We start from the raw sequence: 20978 nt of genomic DNA on the forward strand, positions 1-20978 counted from the left end.
TTAGATGCATAAAACGCGAGAGAGTTAAATTAGCTCCCTCGCGTCGGGCATTCATTCATGATGTACTAGACTCAAAAAATGAATGATCGTGTGTTCGTCTTCATGAAAACTCATTTTATCATTTGCCTTCCAGCTGTTGTTTTATAACTTCCAGCGTCCAATATTTCGGCGGTTTTTCTGCTTCTAATTTTGCCAAGCATTCCCGGTGGATTTCGGCAACTCGTTCTGGTGTGATGATGTCAGCAGGATCCACTTCTACAATTTTTACTGTACTTTTATCTTCGTAAAGATGCTCTCCCTTAAGTCTCCCCGTTTCATCATACGGCCATAAAAATACTTGACGGCTTGAGTAATGATAAATTTTGTCCGGATCATCTACTTCAAATCCTAAATCAAGCAATCCTTGGCCTTTAATTAATTGGTGGAAAGTCAGTTCATCTGCAATTCCCCAATCAGCCACAGCTAGCAAGTCATCAGAATGCCAAAGTACTGATTTTGATGCAATATGATAGAAGTTGAGGACTCCTTCTTTTCCTTCAATAACAGTTGGCTCGCTTCCCCAAGTAACACGATAAACGGGGTGATCGACCATCATATCGGAAGAAACAATTTCATTGAACATGCCGGCGCCTTCCAGATGAACGTGTCGGCGGAAGTTTTCAAGAATCGCAATATGCAGTGGATTGGTTGTTTTAGCCAGCAATTCTTCAACGGGTTTCATGCAATTATAAATTTGTTCTTCAAATTTATTCATATTATTCTCCCCCTCTTTTTGTTAACGCTTACATTTTTAACAGAATCAATTCTGTTCATTACTGATATCTTATATAAAATTTCCTGAAAATTTATTAAATATTATGATAATTTTGATAAAAAATGCTAATAGTTTGTGGTGAGGGGGATGGAAATGGGGGAAGTTTTAGACTCCAACGAAATGATGAAATTTTTGCCTGAATCTGGGCAATCTTAAATACTTTGCGAAATCATTTAATTTCAGCTTTAGGTCTCGACAGAGCTAAAGGTTTTTTATTACGGTATGGCTGGGATTGCGGCAATAATTTTTCAAATCATTTAAGAAGGAAAGATGCTTATCATACGCTGACATTGAAAGAACTGTTTATCGCTGGTTCGCATATGCACGGCATAACGGCTGATTTAGGCATTTCAGTTAAAGAGCTGCATATCGACCCTGTAACAAAAGATTATTATTCAGAAGGCTATTGGAAGCATTCACAAGAAGCTGAACACCATATTGCCACCTTTGGATTATCTTCTGATCCAGTATGTTTTACACTAATAGGATTTGCAGGCGGATATGTGAGCAATCAGTTGGGTAGAAAAGTAATTTTTAAAGAAGTTGAGTGTGAAGGAAAGGGTGATCCGCATTGTCATTGGATTGCCAAACCGGTTTTAGGATTGGGGAGAAGAAATCGAAAAAGAGCTGCCTTATTATGAAGAGGAAAATTTAGGACAAGAGCTAGACAAAGCTTTTATAAGGATAGAAAGGCAGAAAGAAATGTTTAAGAAAGCTCTTATGATTATTGAAAAGTTGACAAATTCGCTATTAAATGGGTGTGGACTAAAGGGGATATTGAACACTTTAGCGGTTGAGATGAATTGTGCTCTTCTGCTGGAAAACTCTCACCGTCAGTTGATTGAAGCGAGCGATTCGCTTCGAAAAATTTATTTAAACAGCGCTGATTATGTGAGGGAGAAAGTGGAAACAGTAGATATAAAAGAAAAATGTAATACGAATCGGATAAAAGTTTCTTCAGCAAAAGGCTATACATTTGAAAAATTAATATCTCCTGTTTTTGTAAGAAACAATATTTTTGGTTATGTTTCACTAATTCGTGAATCAGAAGGCTTTTCGGAATTGGACTATATCGTCATTAAAAAGGCGGCATCCATTTGTGTTATGCAAATAATAAATGAAACTTCTGCGTTTGAAAACGAACAACGAATTAAAAAGAGAATTGCTGAACGCCGTTTTTAGGGGGGGAATTTTCAGAAGAGGAGCTTACTTACCGATTAAAATTAATGGGATACAATCTTAATCAACCGCAATATGTGTTTTTGTTTCATCTGGACAGCAGCCAAGAGTTTAATCGAAAAGAGCTTGAAGATTCGCTTAATCATTATAAAACTGCAGCAGCTGAAAGCTTAAATAAATTGATCAAGCAGCAAGGTTTAGCATGCATAATGACAACAAAAGTCAATTAGCTGATTGCTGTTATTCCTGAAGATTTTATCCGTCAATTTTCATCTGAAGTTTCATGCGGGCAATGGCTAATTGATCAGATTTTCTCCGAGATTAAACCTTTTGAAATGAAATTGGGGATCAGCAGTTTATGTCAGCAAGCATCAGATTTGAAAAAAGGATTAAAAGAAGCAGAAAAAACAATTAAGATTATGAAGTTTTCTAAAAGCAATGCGAAAGTCAAAGCATTTAAGGAGTTTTTAGCGGTTGCGGAGTTAATATGCTCTGAAAATTTACCGGAAATGGAAGCCTTTGCACATACAATGCTTCAAAAAATAAAAAACTACGATGACAAGCATGCTCAGATTTATTAGAAACGCTTTATTGGTATGTTGAAAATAACGGACATCTATATAAAACAACCGAAAGAATGCATGTTTCATTAGGGTCTGTTCGTTACCGACTGAAGAGGATGCAAGAAATTGGCGGGTTTGATTTATCGTCGAGCCAAGGCTTCTTTGATGTTCATGCTGCGGTCAATATTTATCTTTTCTTAGGGCTCATTGAAGTCAAAATGAAATAAAGCGCAAGTTTTATAATCATGACAATTTGTCCAATAAACTCTACTCCCTCTTGCACGCTCAGGCTGCTTCAGAGGATTTTCATCAGAAAATACAATCCATTCAGGAAATTTACAAAAATAATTATCCGATTTTTTAAGTGAACGCTATTTTAAAAATTTTACAATGGGTTTATTGTGCTAGGAACGTTTTTTTCTACACGGTGGAGAAAATAAACCCCAATACTTTTTAAATGGGGGAATTTACCCCCTTCTTCCGCAAATTTCTTCAATAAATTACAAATCTTTACATTATTCGTAAGAGTATGGTACTATTAATACTACTAAAACTCGTAAAAAATGGGGTTACTGAAAAATGAATAAAATGAATATTCTATCTATTAAAATAGAAAATGAACGAGCATATATGATTTCATTGGCTGAGAAATATGGATATACATCTGAGGTTGTGTTAAAAATCAGCCAGGAACTTGATAAGCTGATTCATCAATACCAAATCGAGCTCTTAAAAAAAACGAAGTGAACTTGGCAGTATTGATAAAATTATCTCCCATCTTGAATCAAAATGGTATCTACCTTTCAGCTTTCAAATTGGGCAATCGTAAGAATGGCAGCTCTTTTGATTTTCCGACACATATTTTAGATTCCCGGAGTATACCGCTGTTCTTGTTCTATGAGCCCCAAGATAGAATATGAAAACATCATCTTTTCGTTTGTCAATTGGCTCTGCTTTTTTATTTGTAAAGGTTAAATCACAGCGCAGGAAGAAGGTTTAGAAGATGGATAAACAGGCCGTCAGGGAAAAAATATGGACTCAGCTTGAAAAAGAGAAGCTTGGACGCTTTCCGTTTCCGCTGAAAAATAGAATTCCAAATTTCAAAGGAGCTGAACAAGCTGCAAAAATTGTTGCTTCGATGCCTGAATATAAATCGGCAAACGTCGTAAAGGTGAACCCTGATGCTCCGCAGCTTCCAATTCGGACGAAAGTGCTAATTGATGGAAAGACTCTTCTTATGCCAACTCCAAGATTAAAATCCGGTTTTATCATGGTGAAGCCTGAATGGGTGCCAAAAGGAGAAGAGAGAAAAGCCGCCAGCTTGAAACATATGAATACGTTCGGAAGGGAGATCTCTCTCGATCAGCTGCCAACTATTGATTTCATCGTGGTTGGATCGGTTGCAGTCCATAGGGACGGGCGCAGAATTGGAAAAGGCGAAGGATATGCTGATCGCGAATATGCCATTATTCGGGAGCTTGGGCAGCCTTCTGTTCCTGTCGTCACGACTGTTCATAGCATTCAGCTGGTAGAAGACGATTTTCCTATTGATCCGTATGATTTGACGGTTGATTGGATTGCTACAGAAAAAGAATTGATCAAAACGAACACTCCTTATTCAAAGCCGGAAGGAATCATTTGGGAACAAGTAAGTGAAGAAGAGAAAGAACAAATGCCTGTTTTAAAAGAAATTTGGGCAATGCTATACAAGCGTTCTTAACGATCATTCCCTTGCATTTACTTTATTTAGCATGACGTCATCCCATTCATTTAGAAGCAGGAAAACTAGGAATACTCCGCATAAAGTTTGTGAAAATTCTCAATTTTCTACCCCTTATTCTTTTCTCAGAAGAAAACGTAACAATGTACAATAAATTTTAAACAGTTTGAAAACGAATCGTTTTTTTCTGCTATTAGGCAATTGTATAATAGAGTTAGAAGTGCAGATATGATGATTGGGAGGCCTATAAATGCAAGGGGAGACGATGCATCCAAAATTAGAAAAAATTGTCGAAAATGTTGAAAAAGTTATTGTAGGAAAGAGTGAACTGGTCATTTTAAGTTTGTCGGCATTGCTTGCTGGAGGGCATGTGCTTCTCGAAGATGTACCCGGAGTTGGAAAAACGATGATGGTGAAGGCATTGGCAAAGTCTGTTGGGGCTGATTTTAAAAGAATTCAGTTTACACCTGATTTACTGCCTTCAGACGTTACTGGAGTATCGATATATAATCCGAAAACAATTGAATTTGAATACCGACCAGGACCGATTATGGCTAATATTATTTTGGCCGATGAAATAAATCGAAGCTCACCAAAGACCCAATCCGCCTTGCTTGAAGGCATGGAGGAAGGAAGTGTCACCATTGATGGCGTGACAATGCCGCTTGAAAAACCTTTTTTCGTTATGGCGACACAAAATCCCGTTGAGTATGAAGGAACTTATCCGTTGCCGGAGGCTCAATTGGATCGATTTTTACTAAAACTGAAAATGGGCTATCCTTCCGTTACAGAAGAAGTAGAAGTGTTGACAAGAGCTGAAAAAGGACAGCCGCTTGATGAACTAACGTCAGTCATCACCAAAGACGAACTAACGGCACTTCAGGAAGAAATCAAACAAGTATATGTAGATGATACGATTAAACATTATATTGTAGACATCGTAAATAAGACGCGGAACCATGATTCCGTCTATTTAGGAGTCAGTCCCCGTGGTTCTGTTGCACTTATGAAGGCATCTCAGGCGTATGCGTTTATTCATGCCCGAGATTATGTGATCCCCGATGATGTTCAATATTTATCCGTGCATGTCCTGCCCCATCGCATTATTTTGACATCTGAAGCGCGTTATGAAGGGAGAACAGCTGAACAAATCATTGAAGATATTCTTGCCGAAATCCCTGTGCCTGTAGTGAGGTCGCTGTGAAATCAATGAAAGGCTTGCTAAAAGGCACACGGCTGGCGTGGAACCTTGCTTTTTTAATATTGCTCGTGGCGGCTTCCTTTGCATATGCCATGTTTCAAGGAGGGTTTGTCAGCTGGTTTTTATTGTATTCATTGCTGCCGTTTGTTGTTTATTCTGTTGCGTTGGCTCTTTATCCGCTGAAGAAGCTGCGAGTTCGGCGCAAATTAAATAAAACGGAATTTCAAGCAGGCGAACCGCTTGTTTGTACTATCGAAATTGAACAGCCGTTTCCCTTCCCTTTTTTCTTTGGAATCGTTGAGGATGTCCTTCCTGAAAAGCTGAAAAATTTTGGATCAGCGAAGATTGTATTGTTTCCTTGGTGGAAAAAACGTTTTTCATTCCAATATTCGTTATCTAATCTTCCGAGGGGATCCCATCATTTTGAAACAGTGCGATTTAAAACAGGAGATTTGTTTGGAATCATTGAAAGAGAAGGCATTTATTCGGCAAACAATCACATTGTGGTCTATCCGCCATTTTTTGAGTTTCAGTACCGTCCCCAACAACTTTCACTTGAAAAGGATGCAGGTTTTGCAAGAACACGATATATAAAAGATGTTTCGATTGTTGCTGGGGTAAGGGAATATGAACCAGGAGACAAATTATCTTGGATAGACTGGAAGGCGACAGCGAGACGCCATTCGATCATGACAAAGGAATTTGAGCAGCTAAATAGCCAACAAATTGTTTGTTTCATCGATCGAACAAAGTCATCGTCATTTGAAGAGCTTATCTCATTTACAGCTTCGTTCTCTAAAGCAGTGCTCAAAAACGGTTCCAAGCTCGGGGTAGTTTCGGTTGGGAAAACGAAGAAAGTTTTTCCTATATCAAATCATGAGCATCATTGGAAGCATATCCTGTATCATTTAGCAGTAGCGGATTGCGATGGTGAGGACGAGTTTATCAACCAGCTTTTAGAGGAATTGAACAAATGGGGACAGCATTCATCTATCATGATTATGACAAGTCATTTACACTCTTCCTTGATTGACAAGCTTCTAGCGTTTCCGAAGCCGCGTCATGTCACCATTTGGCATGTGACAAAAGCGGTTGAAAAGCGGAGAAGAGATCAAGAACTAATAGATAAATTGCGGCGGCATTCGATAACTGTCCGCACTGTTGACGCCGGCATGTTCCGAGATGCAGCGCAAAGGGTGGGAAGCCGATAATGAAACAGCAAATCGTTAACTTTTGTTTATATTTGCTATCGTTTATTTTGCTGTGGGAATGGCTGCGGCCGCTTGAATATTCGACTGATTCTATCTATACCGTTATTTTCGTTATATTTATCGGAATTTCTCTCTTTTTTACATTTATGCAGCTAAAATGGTATATCTCGTATCCGGTTAAATTATGTTATATTTTCTTTTTTATTCATCAGCTGTTTTACAACGGCTCTGTTTTTGAAATAGGATGGATATTAGAATTTATTCATGATCTTCGCTATAACTTAAACTTGATCACCGAAAGGTATTTCGGCGGAATGACTCCTCCATTCCGGACGTTTCTTTTCTTTGTATTATTGTGGCTGCTTGTCTATTTATTAAACTATTGGATTATTCAGAGAAAAAGAATTTTATTATTTTTAATTTTAACTATTACGTATGTGGCAGTATTAGATACGTTTTCGCCATATGATGCAACTTATGCGATTATACGGTTAGCGGTGGTTGGATTTTTCCTTTTAGGTCTTCTGTATTTTGAAAGGATGATTTTTTCGGAGAAAATTCCGTTTAGGTCTATTTTGTATTGGAAATGGATTGTGCCGCTTTTGGCAATGATTGTTGTTTCTGCTGCGATCGGGTGGCTCGCTCCGAAAGCGGCCCCCCAATGGCCAGACCCTTTACCGTATTTTTCGAAGTATAAACAGGACGGAGAAGGGGAGCATTTGTCAAATTCGGTTGTCAAAAAAATCGGTTATGGTACCAATGATGAGCAATTGGGCGGTCCGTTCATTCCAAACGATGCACCTGCTTTTCGGGCGTATGTAGAAAGACAGCATTATTGGCGAGTTGAAACAAAAGATGTTTATACAGGAAAAGGCTGGATGACAAGCGACAGACAATTTTCCATTGCAAATGGATTTATCGGTCCGTATTTAAACTTGACGAGTAGTCAGGTTCAAACGGAACAGCTTGTTTCGACTGTAGAAATTGAGCGCGAATATCCATATCAGCATATTATTTATCCGCTTGGATTGCAGGAAATTTCCAGTGATGCTGATCAATACCGCATCGAACATGTTACGGAGAATATATTCCCAATGTTTAATGAATCGGGGGAACGGCTTTCCAGTTATTCTTTGAAATATTCTTATCCCTTGTTTGAAATTGAAAAATTGCAGGCTGTTCACTCGAATGAAGGTGCTCCAAAAGAATTGGTCGAACGATATACGCAGCTTCCCGCAAGCCTTCCGGAACGCGTGAAAAATCTCGCTGTGGAGATTACAAAAGATAAAAACAACTTTTATGATAAAGCCAAGGCGGTTGAACAGTATTTTTTGAAAGAACCGTTTGTATATGAAACGAATGATGTGGCTGTCCCGGAATTGGATGAAGATTATGTCGATCAGTTTTTATTTGAAACGAAGAAAGGATATTGCGACAATTTTTCGACATCTATGGTTGTTCTTCTTCGGTCTGTCGGAATTCCGGCGCGCTGGGTAAAGGGATATACCCCAGGGCAGTTTGTGGAAACGACAAGCGAAGGATTGGAAGTGTATGAAGTAACTAGCAACAATGCCCATTCGTGGGTAGAGGTTTATTTTTCTGGAATTGGCTGGGTCCCTTTTGAACCGACGATCGGTTTTTCCAATCCGCAGGAATTTGCACATCAATCAGATGAAAATCAACAAGATTCATCCGCTGCCGAACAAGAACAAAGTCAGCCGCTTGAGGAAGAAAGTCAAGAACAAATCGATACGGATGATACTAAGCAGCCAAAGAAATTCCCTTTTTCGCTATCACCAGCTGTTATTGTCTCCATCGGTTTCATCTTGTTTATAGCGGCATGTGTGTTAATACTTTTCAAAACGAGAAATAAATGGATGACCAGTTGGATGACTAGCTTCTATAAACGGAATCATGATGAGAAAGATTTTTTGAAAGCATACAGGCTTTTGCTTAAATCTCTGGAAAGATGTGGCTACAAACGGGAAAACGGGCAAACGTTAAGAGAATATGCAAAACAGATTGATCAAATGTTTGGAACAAATAGTATGTCGCAATTAACTTACATTTATGAGCGGGCGCTGTATCGGGGCGATGATCCAAGCAAGGAATGGGAGCAATCGAAAGAATTATGGGAAGATTTAATCAAAAAAACAACTTCTTGACCGGGTCTTGATCACTTGGTATGATAAGAAAAAATTCATAGCGGGAAGCTCCTTCGTATATCCTCGATAATATGGTTCGAGAGTCTCTACCGGGTTACCGTAAATAACCCGACTATGAAGGCAGAAGTTAGTAGATGTACTAGAATTCTGCCTTTTTTTCGGTAGAATTCTATTTTTTTGAAGTCAGATGTGAAACAATATATTGATCCATCAAAATAATGAGGTGAACACGTTGGAGAACATCCAAGACATGATCTTAGTGTTAGATTTCGGCAGCCAATACAATCAATTAATTACGCGCAGAATTCGCGAATTTGGTGTTTACAGCGAGCTTCATCCGCATACGCTGTCGATAGAAGATATCAAAAAAATGAATCCGAAAGGAATTATTTTGTCAGGGGGTCCAAACAGCGTATATGACGAAAAGTCTTTTCGCTGCGACGAGCGGATTTTTGAACTCGGGGTTCCAGTGCTCGGAATTTGCTATGGCATGCAATTAATGACCTATTTGCTCGGGGGAAAAGTGGAAAAGGCGAAGCACCGGGAATATGGGAAAGCAGCTTTACAAGTAAAGGAAAAATCGCCGTTGTTTGAAGGCTTGCCTGATGATCAAATCGTTTGGATGAGTCACGGGGATCTTGTGGCCGATATTCCGAACGGCTTTAAAGTAGACGCCACTAGCCCATCATGTCCATTTGCCGCAATCAGCAATGGTGAGCGGAACATGTACGGGGTTCAATTTCATCCCGAAGTGCGCCATACAGAATTTGGAAACGACCTATTGAAAAATTTCGTTTTCCGTATTTGCGGGTGCACAAATTCGTGGACGATGGAAAACTTTATTGAAATGCAAATAGAGAACATCCGCAAAACTGTCGGAAATAAGAAAGTGCTGTGCGCGCTAAGCGGCGGGGTGGACTCATCTGTTGTAGCCGTTTTAATCCATAAAGCGATCGGCAATCAATTAACGTGCATTTTTGTTGACCACGGACTCCTTCGCAAAGGGGAAGCGGAAAGCGTCATGAAGACGTTTAGCGAAGGGTTTAACATGAATGTCATTAAAGTAGATGCAAAAGACCGCTTTTTAGAAAAATTGAAGGGTGTTACTGACCCGGAAAAGAAAAGAAAAATCATCGGCAACGAGTTTATCTATGTTTTTGATGATGAAGCGGCAAAATTGGAGGGCATTGAGTTTCTTGCTCAAGGAACACTTTATACAGACATTATCGAAAGCGGTACGCAGACGGCGCAAACGATCAAATCGCATCACAATGTCGGCGGACTTCCGGAGGATATGAAATTTCAACTGATTGAACCATTGAATACACTCTTTAAAGACGAAGTTCGCGCACTTGGAACAGAGCTTGGTATTCCAGATGAAATCGTTTGGCGCCAGCCGTTCCCGGGACCAGGATTAGCCATTCGGGTTTTAGGAGAAGTAACGGAAGAAAAGCTAGAGATTGTTCGGGAATCCGATGCTATTTTACGAGAAGAAATTAAAAAAGCCGGATTAGAGCGGGACATTTGGCAATATTTCACCGTTTTGCCTAACATCCGCAGCGTAGGTGTGATGGGCGATGCCCGCACGTACGATCATACAATTGGAATCCGTGCTGTCACTTCAATTGACGGCATGACTTCAGATTGGGCTCGTATTCCGTGGGAAGTGCTGGAAGTGATCTCTACGCGGATTGTCAATGAAGTGCCGCACGTGAACCGAGTTGTCTACGATATTACAAGCAAGCCGCCGGCAACAATTGAATGGGAATAAATCTGACCAACTTGTATAAATCGGAATTATCATTTTTATATAATAAATATAAACATTCTCGTATAATTTCGGGAATATGGCCCGAAAGTTTCTACCAAGCTACCGTAAATAGCTTGACTACGAGGTGTTGACGGTTCGATGGCTGAAGGAGGAGAGGATCCTTTTCCTTTCTCACATTGGGCTTTCAGCAACCTCATGGTCAAGCGCATCCTTGGAATGGAGCGCTTATTTTTTTGCTTAAAGTTTTTTATACAGCCAATTGTAGGAGGACTTTATAATGAAAAAATATTTTCAATTTGGATGAACTTGGCACTAATTACCGCAGGGAAATTATTGGCGGAATTACAACATTTCTTTCAATGGCCTATATTTTGTTTGTCAATCCAGCAACGCTTTCATTAAGCTCTGTTGCTGATTTTCCCAATGAATTGAGAATGGATCAAGGAGCTGTCTTCACTGCGACCGCGTTGGCTGCAGCCATCGGGACACTCATCATGGGTATTGTGGCACGGTATCCGGTAGCTCTTGCTCCCGGTATGGGATTGAACGCGTTCTTTGCTTTTACTGTCGTTTTGACGTACGGCATCCCTTGGCAAACAGCCCTTTCAGGTGTTCTTGTTTCAGGTCTCTTTCTTGTCTTGCTGACGCTTAGCGGATTGCGGGAAAAAATTATTGATTCCATTCCGCCGGAGCTGAAGCATGCAGTCGGTGCGGGAATCGGATTGTTTATCACATTTATCGGTTTTCAAAATGCAGGCATAATTGTTAATGATGACGCTGTTCTTGTCGGCTTGGGAGACTTGCGGAATGGAAATACTCTTCTATCTATTTTTGGATTAACTATTACGATTATTTTAATGGTTCGGCAAGTGAAAGGCGGCGTGTTTTACGGCATGGTGATTACGGCCGTTGTCGGAATGATTTTTGGCCTTGTACCAAAACCGGATAAAATTATTGGGGAAATTCCGAGCTTGGCTCCGACGTTTGGAGTAGCTTTAGGACATTTAGGAGATATTTTTTCTTTACAAATGCTTGTCGTAATCTTAACGTTTATGTTTGTTGACTTTTTTGATACGGCAGGAACGCTGGTTGCGGTTGCCAATCAAGCAGGGTTATTGAAAAACAATAAACTTCCGCGAATCGGCAGAGCTTTAGTATCTGATTCAATGGGAACAGTTGTCGGAGCGATTTTAGGAACATCTTCAACCACTTCTTATGTAGAATCGTCAGCAGGGGTTGCGGCAGGCGCGCGGACAGGTTTTGCTTCCATTATAACGGCAGGATGTTTCCTATTAGCTTTATTTTTCTCGCCGCTATTGAGCGTTATTACATCTTCTGTTACGGCTCCAGCGCTCATTATTGTCGGAGTTTTAATGGTATCATCTTTAGGGCAAATAAAATGGGATCAGTTTGAAATTGCTGTTCCGGCGTTTTTAATCTTGATTACAATGCCATTAACGTACAGCATCGCAACCGGTATTGCTATCGGCTTTATTTTCTACCCGATCACGATGCTTTTGAAAGGAAGAGGAAAAGAGATTCATCCGATTTTGTATGGTTTATCTATTGTATTTCTGCTTTATTTCATCTTTCTTGTCAATTAATAAGAAGTCGAAGGATCAGACTGAAATGCTGTCTGATCCTTTTCTTTTGTTTCAAAAGGCAGTGAAACGGCACAGATCATGATCAAGGTTCGTCAAAATCCGAACATTCGGTGTTTAAAGAAAAATAATGTTCGATTTTATCGTTGACATAATGATTTTTCATTGTTAAGATGGAGTCGAAAACAGCATATGAAAACTAAAACCTCATATAATCTTGGGAATATGGCCCAAAAGTTTCTACCCAACAACCGTAAATTGTTGGACTATGAGGGAAAGTAATCGGCAAGATTTTTCAACTGAGCATACATATTGTTTATGCCCGGTTTGTGTTACTTTCCCTTATTGACAGGGAAAATGCAGAAGCGGGCTTTTTTTATGCCTTTCAATTATTGTCAAGATTTTTAACGAAGGTGGCAACCTATTATTAAAAATAAAGAGGGGAGCATCGCCATGAATCCTGTCGTTGGAGTGATAATGGGAAGCACTTCAGATTGGGAAACGATGAAGCATGCCTGTGAAATATTAGATGAGATGAATATTCCTTATGAAAAAAAGGTTGTTTCTGCCCATCGCACACCTGATTGGATGTTTCAATATGCAAGCACTGCCAGGGATCGCGGAATTCAAGTGATCATTGCAGGCGCAGGCGGAGCAGCACACTTGCCGGGAATGGTTGCAGCGAAAACAACTCTCCCTGTCATCGGAGTTCCGGTTAAAACAAACGCGTTAAACGGACTGGATTCGCTGCTCTCGATCGTGCAAATGCCCGGCGGCGTGCCTGTTGCAACAGTGGCGATAGGAAAAGCGGGCGCGGTGAACGCTGGTCTGTTAGCGGCGCAAATTTTGTCAATCAATGATGCTGATGTTCAGCAAAAGCTTGAACAACGGCGAGAATATATAAGAAAAAACGTCATGGAAAGCAGTGATCAGCTTGTATAAAAAACTTTTGCCTCAAAGTACAATTGGAATCATTGGAGGCGGTCAACTAGGCAAATTTATGGCTATCGCTGCCAAAAATATGGGATATCGAGTGGCGGTGCTTGATCCAACACCGAATTCTCCATGCGGCCAAGTGAGCGACATTGAAATCACAGCCCGTTACGATGATTTGGATGCAATCAAAGAGCTTGCGAAGGTGAGCGATTGTATAACGTATGAATTTGAAAATATTGATTACGAGGCGTTAACTTGGCTTGAGCAAAACGCCTACTTGCCTCAAGGAAGCAGACTGCTCGCCATTACACAAGATCGCCAGACGGAAAAGGAAGCAGTGGCGAACGCTGGTGTAAAAGTTGCGCCGTATGAAGTCGTTGAATCAGAAGATGATTTTTATCAAGCCGTATCCAACATAGGCATCCCGAGTGTTTTAAAGACATGCCGCGGAGGATATGATGGGAAAGGCCAATTTGTACTAAAGCAAGAAGAAGATATAGAAGAAGCAAAAGCTTTGTTGAAGAACGGACGCTGTGTATTGGAAAAATGGATCGCATTCGACAAAGAAATTTCGGTTATTGTCACTAGAAGCGTGACAGGTGAAGTCAGCACATTGCCTGTTGCCGAAAACATTCATGTTAACAATATTTTGCACGAAAGCATTGTACCTGCAAGAATTTCTGATTCGTTGAAGGAACAGGCGGAGGAAACAGCAAAAACATTGGCGGCGAAGCTTGGGCTGATTGGAACGCTGGCAGTTGAAATGTTTGTGGCGAACGATGAAATTTATATAAATGAGCTCGCCCCCCGGCCTCATAATTCAGGTCATTATTCATTAAATTTATGTGAAACATCGCAGTTTGAACAGCATATTCGCGCGATTTGCGGATTGCCTCTCGGAAACACGAAGCTTATTCATCAAGGAATTATGGTGAATATACTGGGCCAGCATCTAGAGCCTGTGTTGAAAAACGAAGAGCTGCTGAAAAAAGGGAAATTATTTTTATATGGAAAAGCGGAGGCAAAAATCAACAGAAAAATGGGACATATTACGTTCTTCAGTGATGAAATTGAGGAACTATTGACATATATCGAATCCACTCAAATTTGGAATGTTTGACAAGCTATTCATAAACAAGACGGAGAGATCAATAGGAGGTTGCAGGAATGATTGAACGATACACACGTCCTGAAATGGGCGCGATTTGGACGGAAGAAAACCGCTTTAAAGCTTGGCTTGAAGTGGAGATTTTAGCATGTGAAGCGTGGGCGGAGCTTGGTGTGATCCCGAAGGAAGATGTAAAAAAACTGCGTGAACGTGCTTCATTTGATGTGAACCGAATTAAGCAAATTGAAGAGGAAACAAGGCACGACGTAGTGGCGTTTACCCGTGCTGTATCAGAAACGCTTGGCGACGAACGAAAATGGGTGCATTACGGATTGACCTCCACTGATGTCGTGGATACCGCTTTATCTTATTTGCTAAAGCAAGCGAACGAAATTTTACAAAAAGACTTGGAAAATTTCATCGCTATTTTAAGAGATAAAGCGTTGGAGCATAAATACACCGTCATGATGGGGCGTACGCACGGGGTGCATGCAGAACCGACAACGTTTGGTTTGAAATTGGCGCTATGGTATGAAGAAATGAAGCGAAATCTAGAGCGGTTTAAACGCGCAAGAGAAGAGATTGAAGTCGGCAAAATTTCCGGAGCAGTCGGCACTTATGCCAACATTGATCCGTTTGTGGAGCAGTATGTGTGTGAAAAACTCGGTTTAAAGCCGGCGCCGATTTCGACGCAAACATTGCAGCGTGATCGACATGCCGAGTACATGGCTACGCTTGCTTTAATTGCTACATCGATTGAAAAGTTTGCAGTTGAGATTCGCGGCTTGCAAAAGAGTGAAACCCGCGAGGTGGAGGAGTTTTTTGCCAAAGGACAGAAAGGTTCATCTGCGATGCCGCATAAGCGCAATCCGATCGGATCGGAAAACATGACAGGAATGGCAAGGGTCATTCGCGGAATGATGCTGACGGCTTACGAAAATGTTCCATTGTGGCATGAGCGCGACATCTCTCATTCTTCGGCAGAGCGCATCATTTTGCCAGATGCTACGATCGCGTTGAACTACATGTTAAATCGATTTGGCAATATTGTGAAAAACTTGACGGTCTTCCCTGAAAATATGAAGCGCAATATGGAGAAAACGCTGGGATTGATCTACTCACAGCGGGTTTTGCTTGCGCTAATCAATAAAGGTATGACACGTGAAGAAGCATACGATTTAGTTCAGCCGAAAGCGATGGAAGCGTGGGAGCGCCAAGTTCCGTTTAGAGAGCTGATCGAAGCGGAAAAACAAATTACAACAAAGCTTTCGAAAGAAGAAATCGATGACTGCTTCGATTACAATTACCATTTGAAAAATGTGGATTACATTTTTAAACGCTGCGGGTTAGAACAGTAGATGTCCAAATGGGGCTCGGCAAATCGCAAAAACTGCCCTGCCCCTTGACATAAAATGAAAGGCCAATATTCCGCATTAGGAGGCATGATCATGACCGTTCAAAAGCGCTCATTGCTGTACGAAGGAAAAGCGAAAAAAATTTATGAAACAGACGATCCCAACATTTTTCTTGTTTATTATAAAGATTCCGCTACCGCGTTTAATGGGGAGAAAAAAGCTGAGATTGTGGGCAAAGGACAGCTAAACAATGAAATTTCAAGTTTGCTGTTTGAAAAGTTAAATGAACACGGCATTCCGACCCACTTTGTTCAAAAAATTTCGTCAAATGAACAGCTTGTCAAACGGGTGACAATCATTCCGATTGAAGTAGTTGTACGAAATATTGTGGCAGGAAGCTTGTCCAAAAGATTGGGCATTGCCGAAGGAACTGAGATTAAAAAGCCGATCATTGAGTTCTACTATAAAAATGATGACCTGGGAGACCCTTTAATTAACAGTTTCCATATTGAACTACTAGAGCTTGCGGATAAAGAGCAGCTGGATGAAATAAAAACATTAGCTTTCAAAGTAAACGATATTTTATTGAAGCATTTTCATGAAAGAAACGTGAGACTAGTAGATTTTAAGCTTGAATTTGGCTTGCTAAACGACGGAACGCTTGTTGTTGCAGATGAAATTTCCCCTGATACGTGCCGACTTTGGGACAAACATACAAATGAAAAGCTTGATAAAGATGTGTTCCGCCGGGATATCGGCAATTTGACGGATGCTTATAAAGAAATTTTAAAACGTTTAGGAGGTACAGTTCCATGTACAGAGTAAAAGTATATGTTACATTGCGTGAAAGTGTGCTTGATCCTCAAGGAAATGCGGTGAAAAATGCTTTACATTCAATGAATTTCAACGAAGTGGAAGATGTTCGGATCGGGAAGTACATGGAGCTAGCAATCGGAAAAACGGATCGAAATGTCGAAGAGATTGTCGACGAAATGTGTAAAAAGCTTTTAGCAAATCCTGTGATTGAAGACTACCGTTATGAAATAGAGGAGGTAGCCGTCAAGTGAAATTTGCCGTGATCGTTTTTCCGGGTTCCAATTGTGACGTTGACATGTACCATGCCATTAAAGATGAACTGGGAGAGGAAGTCGAATACGTTTGGCATGACGCTCAAGATTTAAGTGGCTTCGATGGCATTCTCCTTCCCGGCGGCTTCTCATACGGCGATTATTTGCGCAGCGGAGCCATTGCCCGTTTTGCCAATGTCATGAAGGAAGTTGTGAAAGCTGCAGATGAAGGGAAGCCTGTACTTGGCGTTTGCAATGGGTTTCAGATTTTGCTTGAGGCTGGTCTTCTTCCGGGTGCCATGAGACGGAACGAGAAGCTGAAATTTATTTGCCGCCCTGTGAAATTAAAGGTGGAAAACAACGAAACGATGTTTTCGAACAAATATGATAAGGGCGAAATTATCACCATTCCGATCGCACATGGGGAAGGAAATTATTATTGTGATGAAAAAACTCTTGAAGAGTTAATCGCAAACAAGCAAATTGTTTTTACGTATCAAGATAATCCGAACGGAAGCTTAAATAACATTGCAGGCATCGTAAATAAACGCGGCAATGTCCTTGGAATGATGCCGCATCCGGAACGGGCAGTCAGCGAACTTTTAGGAAACACAGACGGGTTGAAATTGTTTCAATCGATTGTAAGAAGTTGGAGGGAAGCTCATGTCACAAATTCTTGAACCAAGTCCAGAAATGATAAAAAACGACAAAATTTATAAGCAAATGGGAGTTAGTGATGAGGAGTTTGCCCTCATTGAAAAAATATTAGGACGATTGCCGAATTACACGGAAATTGGAATTTTTTCTGTTATGTGGTCAGAGCATTGCAGCTACAAAAATTCAAAACCAGTATTAAAAAAGTTTCCAACAAAAGGAGAACGTGTGCTGCAAGGACCTGGTGAAGGAGCAGGGATTGTTGATATCGGCGACAATCAAGCCGTCGTCTTTAAAATAGAAAGCCATAACCACCCTTCTGCAATTGAACCGTATCAAGGTGCAGCAACAGGAGTCGGAGGCATTATTCGCGATGTTTTCTCGATGGGAGCCAGACCAATCGCTCTCCTTAACTCTCTTCGCTTTGGGGAACTTACAAGCCCGCGTGTCAAATATTTGTTTGAAGAAGTTGTCGCTGGCATTGCCGGATACGGTAACTGTATCGGAATTCCAACCGTTGGAGGAGAAGTGCAGTTTGACGCTTCCTATGAAGGAAATCCGCTGGTCAATGCGATGTGTGTCGGACTCATAAACCATGAAGATATCAAAAAAGGGCAAGCAACTGGTGTCGGCAATACAGTGATGTACGTCGGAGCCAAAACCGGAAGAGACGGCATTCACGGTGCTACATTTGCTTCCGAAGAATTGTCGGAAGCTTCCGAAGAAAAGCGTCCGGCTGTTCAAGTTGGAGATCCTTTCATGGAAAAACTGCTTTTGGAAGCTTGCCTTGAAGTAATCAAATCTGATGCACTTGTCGGCATTCAAGATATGGGAGCAGCGGGGCTTACAAGCTCATCGGCAGAAATGGCGAGCAAGGCGGGCTCAGGAATTGAAATGAACTTGGATCTTGTTCCTCAGCGGGAAGCAGGAATGACTCCTTATGAGATGATGTTATCCGAATCGCAAGAAAGAATGCTTCTCGTAATTAAAAAAGGGCGGGAGCAGGAAATCATTGATCTGTTTAAAAAATATGATCTGGAGGCTGCACCGATTGGTAAAGTTACAGATGACAAGATGCTGCGCCTTATTCATAAAGGAGAAATCGTTGCGGAAATTCCTGTTGATGCGCTTGCGGAAGATGCGCCTGTTTACTATAAACCGTCTAAAGAACCTGAATATTATCGCCAGTTTCAAAGCATGCCGCCCTATGTTCCAAAAGTTGACGATTACAAAGAAACGCTTCTTGCATTGCTGAAACAGCCAACGATAGCCAGCAAGGAGTGGGTATATGACCAATACGATTATATGGTGCGGACGAACACTGTTGTAGCGCCCGGTTCTGATGCGGCTGTCCTAAGAATCAGAGGGACGAAAAAAGCTTTGGCGATGACAACCGATTGCAACTCACGCTATTTATATTTAGATCCAGAAGTCGGCGGAAAAATTGCAGTTAGTGAAGCAGCAAGAAACATCGTATGTTCAGGAGCGGTGCCGCTCGCTATTACAGACTGTTTAAACTTCGGCAGCCCGGAGAAACCGGAGATTTTTTGGCAGCTTGAAAAAGCGGTGGACGGCATGAGCGAAGCGTGCTTAGCTTTAAATACACCTGTCATTGGCGGAAATGTTTCCTTGTACAATGAAACGAACGGAACAGCTATTTATCCAACTCCGGTTGTCGGGATGGTCGGACTTATTGAAGATACAGATCATATTACAACGCAATCATTTAAAGAGGCGGGCAGCATCGTTTATTTGCTTGGTGAGACAAAACTGGAATTTTCCGGAAGTGAATTGCAAAAAATGCTTGAAGGCAAGATCTTTGGCAAAGCGCCGGAAATTGACCTGGAAGAAGAGAAGCAACGTTTAGATCAGCTGTTAGCTGCCATTCGCGAAGGGCTTGTCCAGTCGGCTCATGACGTTGCCGAAGGAGGCCTGGCCGTTGCGCTAAGTGAATGCTTAATCGGAACGGGTCTTGGAGCGGAAATTACGATCAACGGTGATGCATTGGCAGGGCTGTTCAGCGAATCCCAGTCCCGCATCGTCGTTTCCGTAAAACCGGAAAACAAAGAGGCGTTTGAAAAGATTGTTCAAGCTGAAGCTATCGGAACGGTCACAAACAGCGGAATTCTTAAAATTGTCAACGGCAATGGAGAAACATTGATTCAAGCATCAGTGGAAGAGTTAGAACAAGCTTGGAAAGGAGCTATCCCATGCTTGCTGAAATAAAGGGGCTAAATGAAGAATGCGGTGTATTCGGCATATGGGGTCATAAGGACGCTGCTCAAATCACTTATTACGGTCTGCACAGCCTTCAGCATCGCGGACAAGAGGGGGCAGGGATTGTCGTAACAGACGGCGAAAAACTGACAGGGTTTAAAGGGGAAGGACTTGTCACAGAAGTGTTTGCCAATGGGGTAGACAATTTAAAAGGAACAGGAGCTATTGGCCATGTTCGCTATGCGACGGCTGGAGGAGGCGGCTATGAAAACGTCCAGCCGTTCCTTTTTCGATCGGAGCAAGGCGGTCTCGCATTAGCTCACAACGGAAATTTAGTGAATGCTTCCGGATTGAAGCATCAGCTTGAAAATCAAGGAAGCATCTTTCAAACAACGTCAGATACAGAAGTTCTTGCTCATTTAATTAAAAGAAGCGGCTATTTAGAGCTAAAAGATAAAGTGAAAAACGCGCTTACGATGATTAAAGGGGCATACGCCTTTTTAATCATGACGGAAACAGAGCTGATGATTGCCCTTGATCCGAACGGACTCCGTCCTTTATCTATCGGACGTCTCGGTGATGCATATGTTGTCGCTTCGGAAACCTGCGCTTTTGATGCTGTTGGAGCTCAGCTCGAAAGGGACGTTGAGCCTGGCGAGCTTATCATCATCAATGGTGAAGGACTGAAAAGCGAACGTTTTTCCAAAACGATTAACCGTGCGATTTGTACGATGGAATACGTTTATTTTTCACGCCCTGACAGTAATGTGGAAGGAATAAATGTTCATACTGCAAGAAAAAATCTTGGCAAACGGCTTGCGATAGAAGCGCCTGTAGAGGCGGACGTAGTGACTGGAGTTCCGGATTCCAGCATATCTGCGGCGATCGGCTATGCCGAGGCATCCGGTATACCGTACGAGCTCGGTTTAATTAAAAACCGATATGTCGGCCGTACGTTTATTCAGCCGTCCCAATCATTGCGGGAGCAAGGAGTGAAAATGAAACTTTCCCCTGTCCGCGGGGTAGTGGAAGGCAAACGGGTTGTCATGGTGGATGACTCAATCGTAAGAGGAACGACATCGAAGCGTATTGTCAAGATGCTGCGGGAAGCAGGGGCAACGGAAGTGCATGTCCGCATCAGTTCACCGCCGATTGCCAACCCTTGCTATTACGGTATTGACACCTCCACTCATGAGGAGCTGATCGCTTCTTCTCATACTGTAGAAGAAATTCGCAGCATCATTGGCGCCGATAGTCTTGCTTTCTTAAGCACAGAAGGGATGCTGGATGCGATCGGAAGGAAATATGAAGGTGAATTTCGCGGGCAATGTATGGCATGTTTTACAGGAAAATATCCGACAGACATTTATGAAGATACGATTCTTCCTCATGAGAAAGGCTAATATGACAGACCAA

Annotated in this window: 19 protein-coding genes, 2 pseudogenes and 3 riboswitches; of the genes and pseudogenes, 20 read left to right on the top strand and 1 reads right to left on the bottom strand. The window is 41.5% G+C overall.

Going from position 1 to position 20978, the window contains the following annotated elements; all coding sequences use genetic code 11:
• Positions 1-118 precede the first annotated feature (118 nt).
• Positions 119-754, bottom strand: coding sequence for a hypothetical protein (locus tag ACVIJU_RS03725; protein ID WP_456687270.1), 636 nt, complete (start codon positions 752-754; stop codon positions 119-121).
• 221 nt (positions 755-975) lie between these two features.
• Here ACVIJU_RS03725 and ACVIJU_RS03730 point away from each other — a divergent pair, with 221 nt between their 5' ends.
• The 20 genes and pseudogenes from ACVIJU_RS03730 to purF all read left to right on the top strand — a co-directional run bounded on the left by ACVIJU_RS03730 (position 976) and on the right by purF (position 20965).
• The gene (locus tag ACVIJU_RS03730; RefSeq protein ID WP_144597435.1) at positions 976-1455 is read left to right on the top strand and encodes a V4R domain-containing protein; all 480 of its coding nucleotides are present in this window, start codon (positions 976-978) and stop codon (positions 1453-1455) included.
• 61 nt (positions 1456-1516) lie between these two features.
• On the top strand, positions 1517-1996 hold the full coding sequence (locus ACVIJU_RS03735; protein ID WP_144597436.1) for a hypothetical protein: 480 nt from the start codon (positions 1517-1519) through the stop codon (positions 1994-1996).
• Positions 1997-2040: 44 nt separating this feature from the next.
• Entirely contained in the window at positions 2041-2223 is a 183-nt protein-coding gene (locus ACVIJU_RS03740; protein ID WP_144597438.1) for a hypothetical protein, read from the top strand.
• 147 nt (positions 2224-2370) lie between these two features.
• Complete coding sequence (locus ACVIJU_RS03745) at positions 2371-2574, top strand: hypothetical protein (protein ID WP_144597440.1); 204 nt, start codon at positions 2371-2373, stop codon at positions 2572-2574.
• A gap of 53 nt (positions 2575-2627) precedes the next feature.
• A pseudogene (locus ACVIJU_RS03750) lies at positions 2628-2783 on the top strand (helix-turn-helix domain-containing protein); the annotation flags it as partial.
• A 352-nt stretch (positions 2784-3135) separates the two neighbouring features.
• The gene (locus tag ACVIJU_RS03755) at positions 3136-3303 is read left to right on the top strand and encodes an aspartyl-phosphate phosphatase Spo0E family protein (RefSeq protein ID WP_082829641.1); all 168 of its coding nucleotides are present in this window, start codon (positions 3136-3138) and stop codon (positions 3301-3303) included.
• A 256-nt stretch (positions 3304-3559) separates the two neighbouring features.
• Positions 3560-4276, top strand: a complete 717-nt coding sequence (locus ACVIJU_RS03760) for a 5-formyltetrahydrofolate cyclo-ligase (RefSeq protein ID WP_144597442.1) — start codon at positions 3560-3562, stop codon at positions 4274-4276.
• A gap of 250 nt (positions 4277-4526) precedes the next feature.
• Positions 4527-5480 carry an AAA family ATPase gene (locus tag ACVIJU_RS03765; protein WP_144597444.1) on the top strand — a complete coding sequence of 318 codons (954 nt, stop codon included), beginning with the start codon at positions 4527-4529 and terminating at the stop codon, positions 5478-5480.
• A gap of 5 nt (positions 5481-5485) precedes the next feature.
• Positions 5486-6688 carry a DUF58 domain-containing protein gene (locus ACVIJU_RS03770; protein ID WP_456687914.1) on the top strand — a complete coding sequence of 401 codons (1203 nt, stop codon included), beginning with the start codon at positions 5486-5488 and terminating at the stop codon, positions 6686-6688.
• Positions 6688-8853 (top strand): DUF4129 domain-containing transglutaminase family protein, encoded by a 2166-nt coding sequence (locus tag ACVIJU_RS03775; protein ID WP_456687271.1) that lies wholly within the window; start codon positions 6688-6690, stop codon positions 8851-8853. Before ACVIJU_RS03770 ends, ACVIJU_RS03775 begins: the two co-directional genes overlap by 1 nt.
• 33 nt (positions 8854-8886) lie before the next feature.
• Positions 8887-8988, top strand: a riboswitch (purine riboswitch).
• Positions 8989-9103: 115 nt separating this feature from the next.
• Positions 9104-10624, top strand: coding sequence for a glutamine-hydrolyzing GMP synthase (guaA, locus tag ACVIJU_RS03780; RefSeq protein WP_456687915.1), 1521 nt, complete (start codon positions 9104-9106; stop codon positions 10622-10624).
• Positions 10625-10662: 38 nt separating this feature from the next.
• Positions 10663-10764: riboswitch (purine riboswitch) on the top strand.
• 137 nt (positions 10765-10901) lie between these two features.
• Positions 10902-12228: pseudogene (locus tag ACVIJU_RS03785) on the top strand (NCS2 family permease).
• A 184-nt stretch (positions 12229-12412) separates the two neighbouring features.
• Positions 12413-12514: riboswitch (purine riboswitch) on the top strand.
• A 164-nt stretch (positions 12515-12678) separates the two neighbouring features.
• The gene (gene purE / locus ACVIJU_RS03790; protein ID WP_063388830.1) at positions 12679-13167 is read left to right on the top strand and encodes a 5-(carboxyamino)imidazole ribonucleotide mutase; all 489 of its coding nucleotides are present in this window, start codon (positions 12679-12681) and stop codon (positions 13165-13167) included.
• Positions 13154-14281: a 5-(carboxyamino)imidazole ribonucleotide synthase gene (purK, locus tag ACVIJU_RS03795; protein WP_198318573.1), complete on the top strand. Its 1128-nt coding sequence runs from the start codon at positions 13154-13156 to the stop codon at positions 14279-14281. Before purE ends, purK begins: the two co-directional genes overlap by 14 nt.
• A 47-nt stretch (positions 14282-14328) precedes the next feature.
• The gene (gene purB, locus ACVIJU_RS03800) at positions 14329-15627 is read left to right on the top strand and encodes an adenylosuccinate lyase (protein WP_063388828.1); all 1299 of its coding nucleotides are present in this window, start codon (positions 14329-14331) and stop codon (positions 15625-15627) included.
• 90 nt (positions 15628-15717) lie between these two features.
• Positions 15718-16449 carry a phosphoribosylaminoimidazolesuccinocarboxamide synthase gene (purC, locus tag ACVIJU_RS03805; protein ID WP_094244364.1) on the top strand — a complete coding sequence of 244 codons (732 nt, stop codon included), beginning with the start codon at positions 15718-15720 and terminating at the stop codon, positions 16447-16449.
• A complete protein-coding gene (gene purS, locus ACVIJU_RS03810; RefSeq protein ID WP_063388826.1) occupies positions 16437-16691 on the top strand; it encodes a phosphoribosylformylglycinamidine synthase subunit PurS in 255 nt (84 codons plus the stop codon). Before purC ends, purS begins: the two co-directional genes overlap by 13 nt.
• Complete coding sequence (purQ, locus tag ACVIJU_RS03815) at positions 16688-17371, top strand: phosphoribosylformylglycinamidine synthase subunit PurQ (protein WP_063388825.1); 684 nt, start codon at positions 16688-16690, stop codon at positions 17369-17371. Before purS ends, purQ begins: the two co-directional genes overlap by 4 nt.
• Positions 17355-19571 carry a phosphoribosylformylglycinamidine synthase subunit PurL gene (gene purL / locus ACVIJU_RS03820; protein ID WP_066252092.1) on the top strand — a complete coding sequence of 739 codons (2217 nt, stop codon included), beginning with the start codon at positions 17355-17357 and terminating at the stop codon, positions 19569-19571. Before purQ ends, purL begins: the two co-directional genes overlap by 17 nt.
• Positions 19556-20965: an amidophosphoribosyltransferase gene (gene purF / locus ACVIJU_RS03825; protein WP_063388823.1), complete on the top strand. Its 1410-nt coding sequence runs from the start codon at positions 19556-19558 to the stop codon at positions 20963-20965. The genes purL and purF overlap by 16 nt, the downstream gene beginning before the upstream one ends.
• The last annotated feature ends 13 nt before the right edge of the window (positions 20966-20978 follow it).

Source organism: Aeribacillus sp. SP014 (genome assembly GCF_054055575.1).

Excerpts from the sequence above, each read along its gene's own strand:
- ACVIJU_RS03755 (WP_082829641.1), top strand. The coding sequence starts at position 3,136 with ATGAATAAAATGAATATTCTATCTATTAAAATAGAAAATGAACGAGCA.
- ACVIJU_RS03775 (WP_456687271.1), top strand. The coding sequence starts at position 6,688 with ATGAAACAGCAAATCGTTAACTTTTGTTTATATTTGCTATCGTTTATT.
- ACVIJU_RS03760 (WP_144597442.1), top strand. The coding sequence starts at position 3,560 with ATGGATAAACAGGCCGTCAGGGAAAAAATATGGACTCAGCTTGAAAAA.
- purC (WP_094244364.1), top strand. The coding sequence starts at position 15,718 with ATGACCGTTCAAAAGCGCTCATTGCTGTACGAAGGAAAAGCGAAAAAA.
- purE (WP_063388830.1), top strand. The coding sequence starts at position 12,679 with ATGAATCCTGTCGTTGGAGTGATAATGGGAAGCACTTCAGATTGGGAA.
- ACVIJU_RS03765 (WP_144597444.1), top strand. The coding sequence starts at position 4,527 with ATGCAAGGGGAGACGATGCATCCAAAATTAGAAAAAATTGTCGAAAAT.
- purF (WP_063388823.1), top strand. The coding sequence starts at position 19,556 with ATGCTTGCTGAAATAAAGGGGCTAAATGAAGAATGCGGTGTATTCGGC.
- guaA (WP_456687915.1), top strand. The coding sequence starts at position 9,104 with ATGATCTTAGTGTTAGATTTCGGCAGCCAATACAATCAATTAATTACG.
- ACVIJU_RS03725 (WP_456687270.1), bottom strand. The coding sequence starts at position 754 with ATGAATAAATTTGAAGAACAAATTTATAATTGCATGAAACCCGTTGAA.
- ACVIJU_RS03740 (WP_144597438.1), top strand. The coding sequence starts at position 2,041 with ATGGGATACAATCTTAATCAACCGCAATATGTGTTTTTGTTTCATCTG.
- ACVIJU_RS03770 (WP_456687914.1), top strand. The coding sequence starts at position 5,486 with ATGAAAGGCTTGCTAAAAGGCACACGGCTGGCGTGGAACCTTGCTTTT.
- ACVIJU_RS03735 (WP_144597436.1), top strand. The coding sequence starts at position 1,517 with ATGTTTAAGAAAGCTCTTATGATTATTGAAAAGTTGACAAATTCGCTA.
- purL (WP_066252092.1), top strand. The coding sequence starts at position 17,355 with ATGTCACAAATTCTTGAACCAAGTCCAGAAATGATAAAAAACGACAAA.
- purS (WP_063388826.1), top strand. The coding sequence starts at position 16,437 with ATGTACAGAGTAAAAGTATATGTTACATTGCGTGAAAGTGTGCTTGAT.
- purB (WP_063388828.1), top strand. The coding sequence starts at position 14,329 with ATGATTGAACGATACACACGTCCTGAAATGGGCGCGATTTGGACGGAA.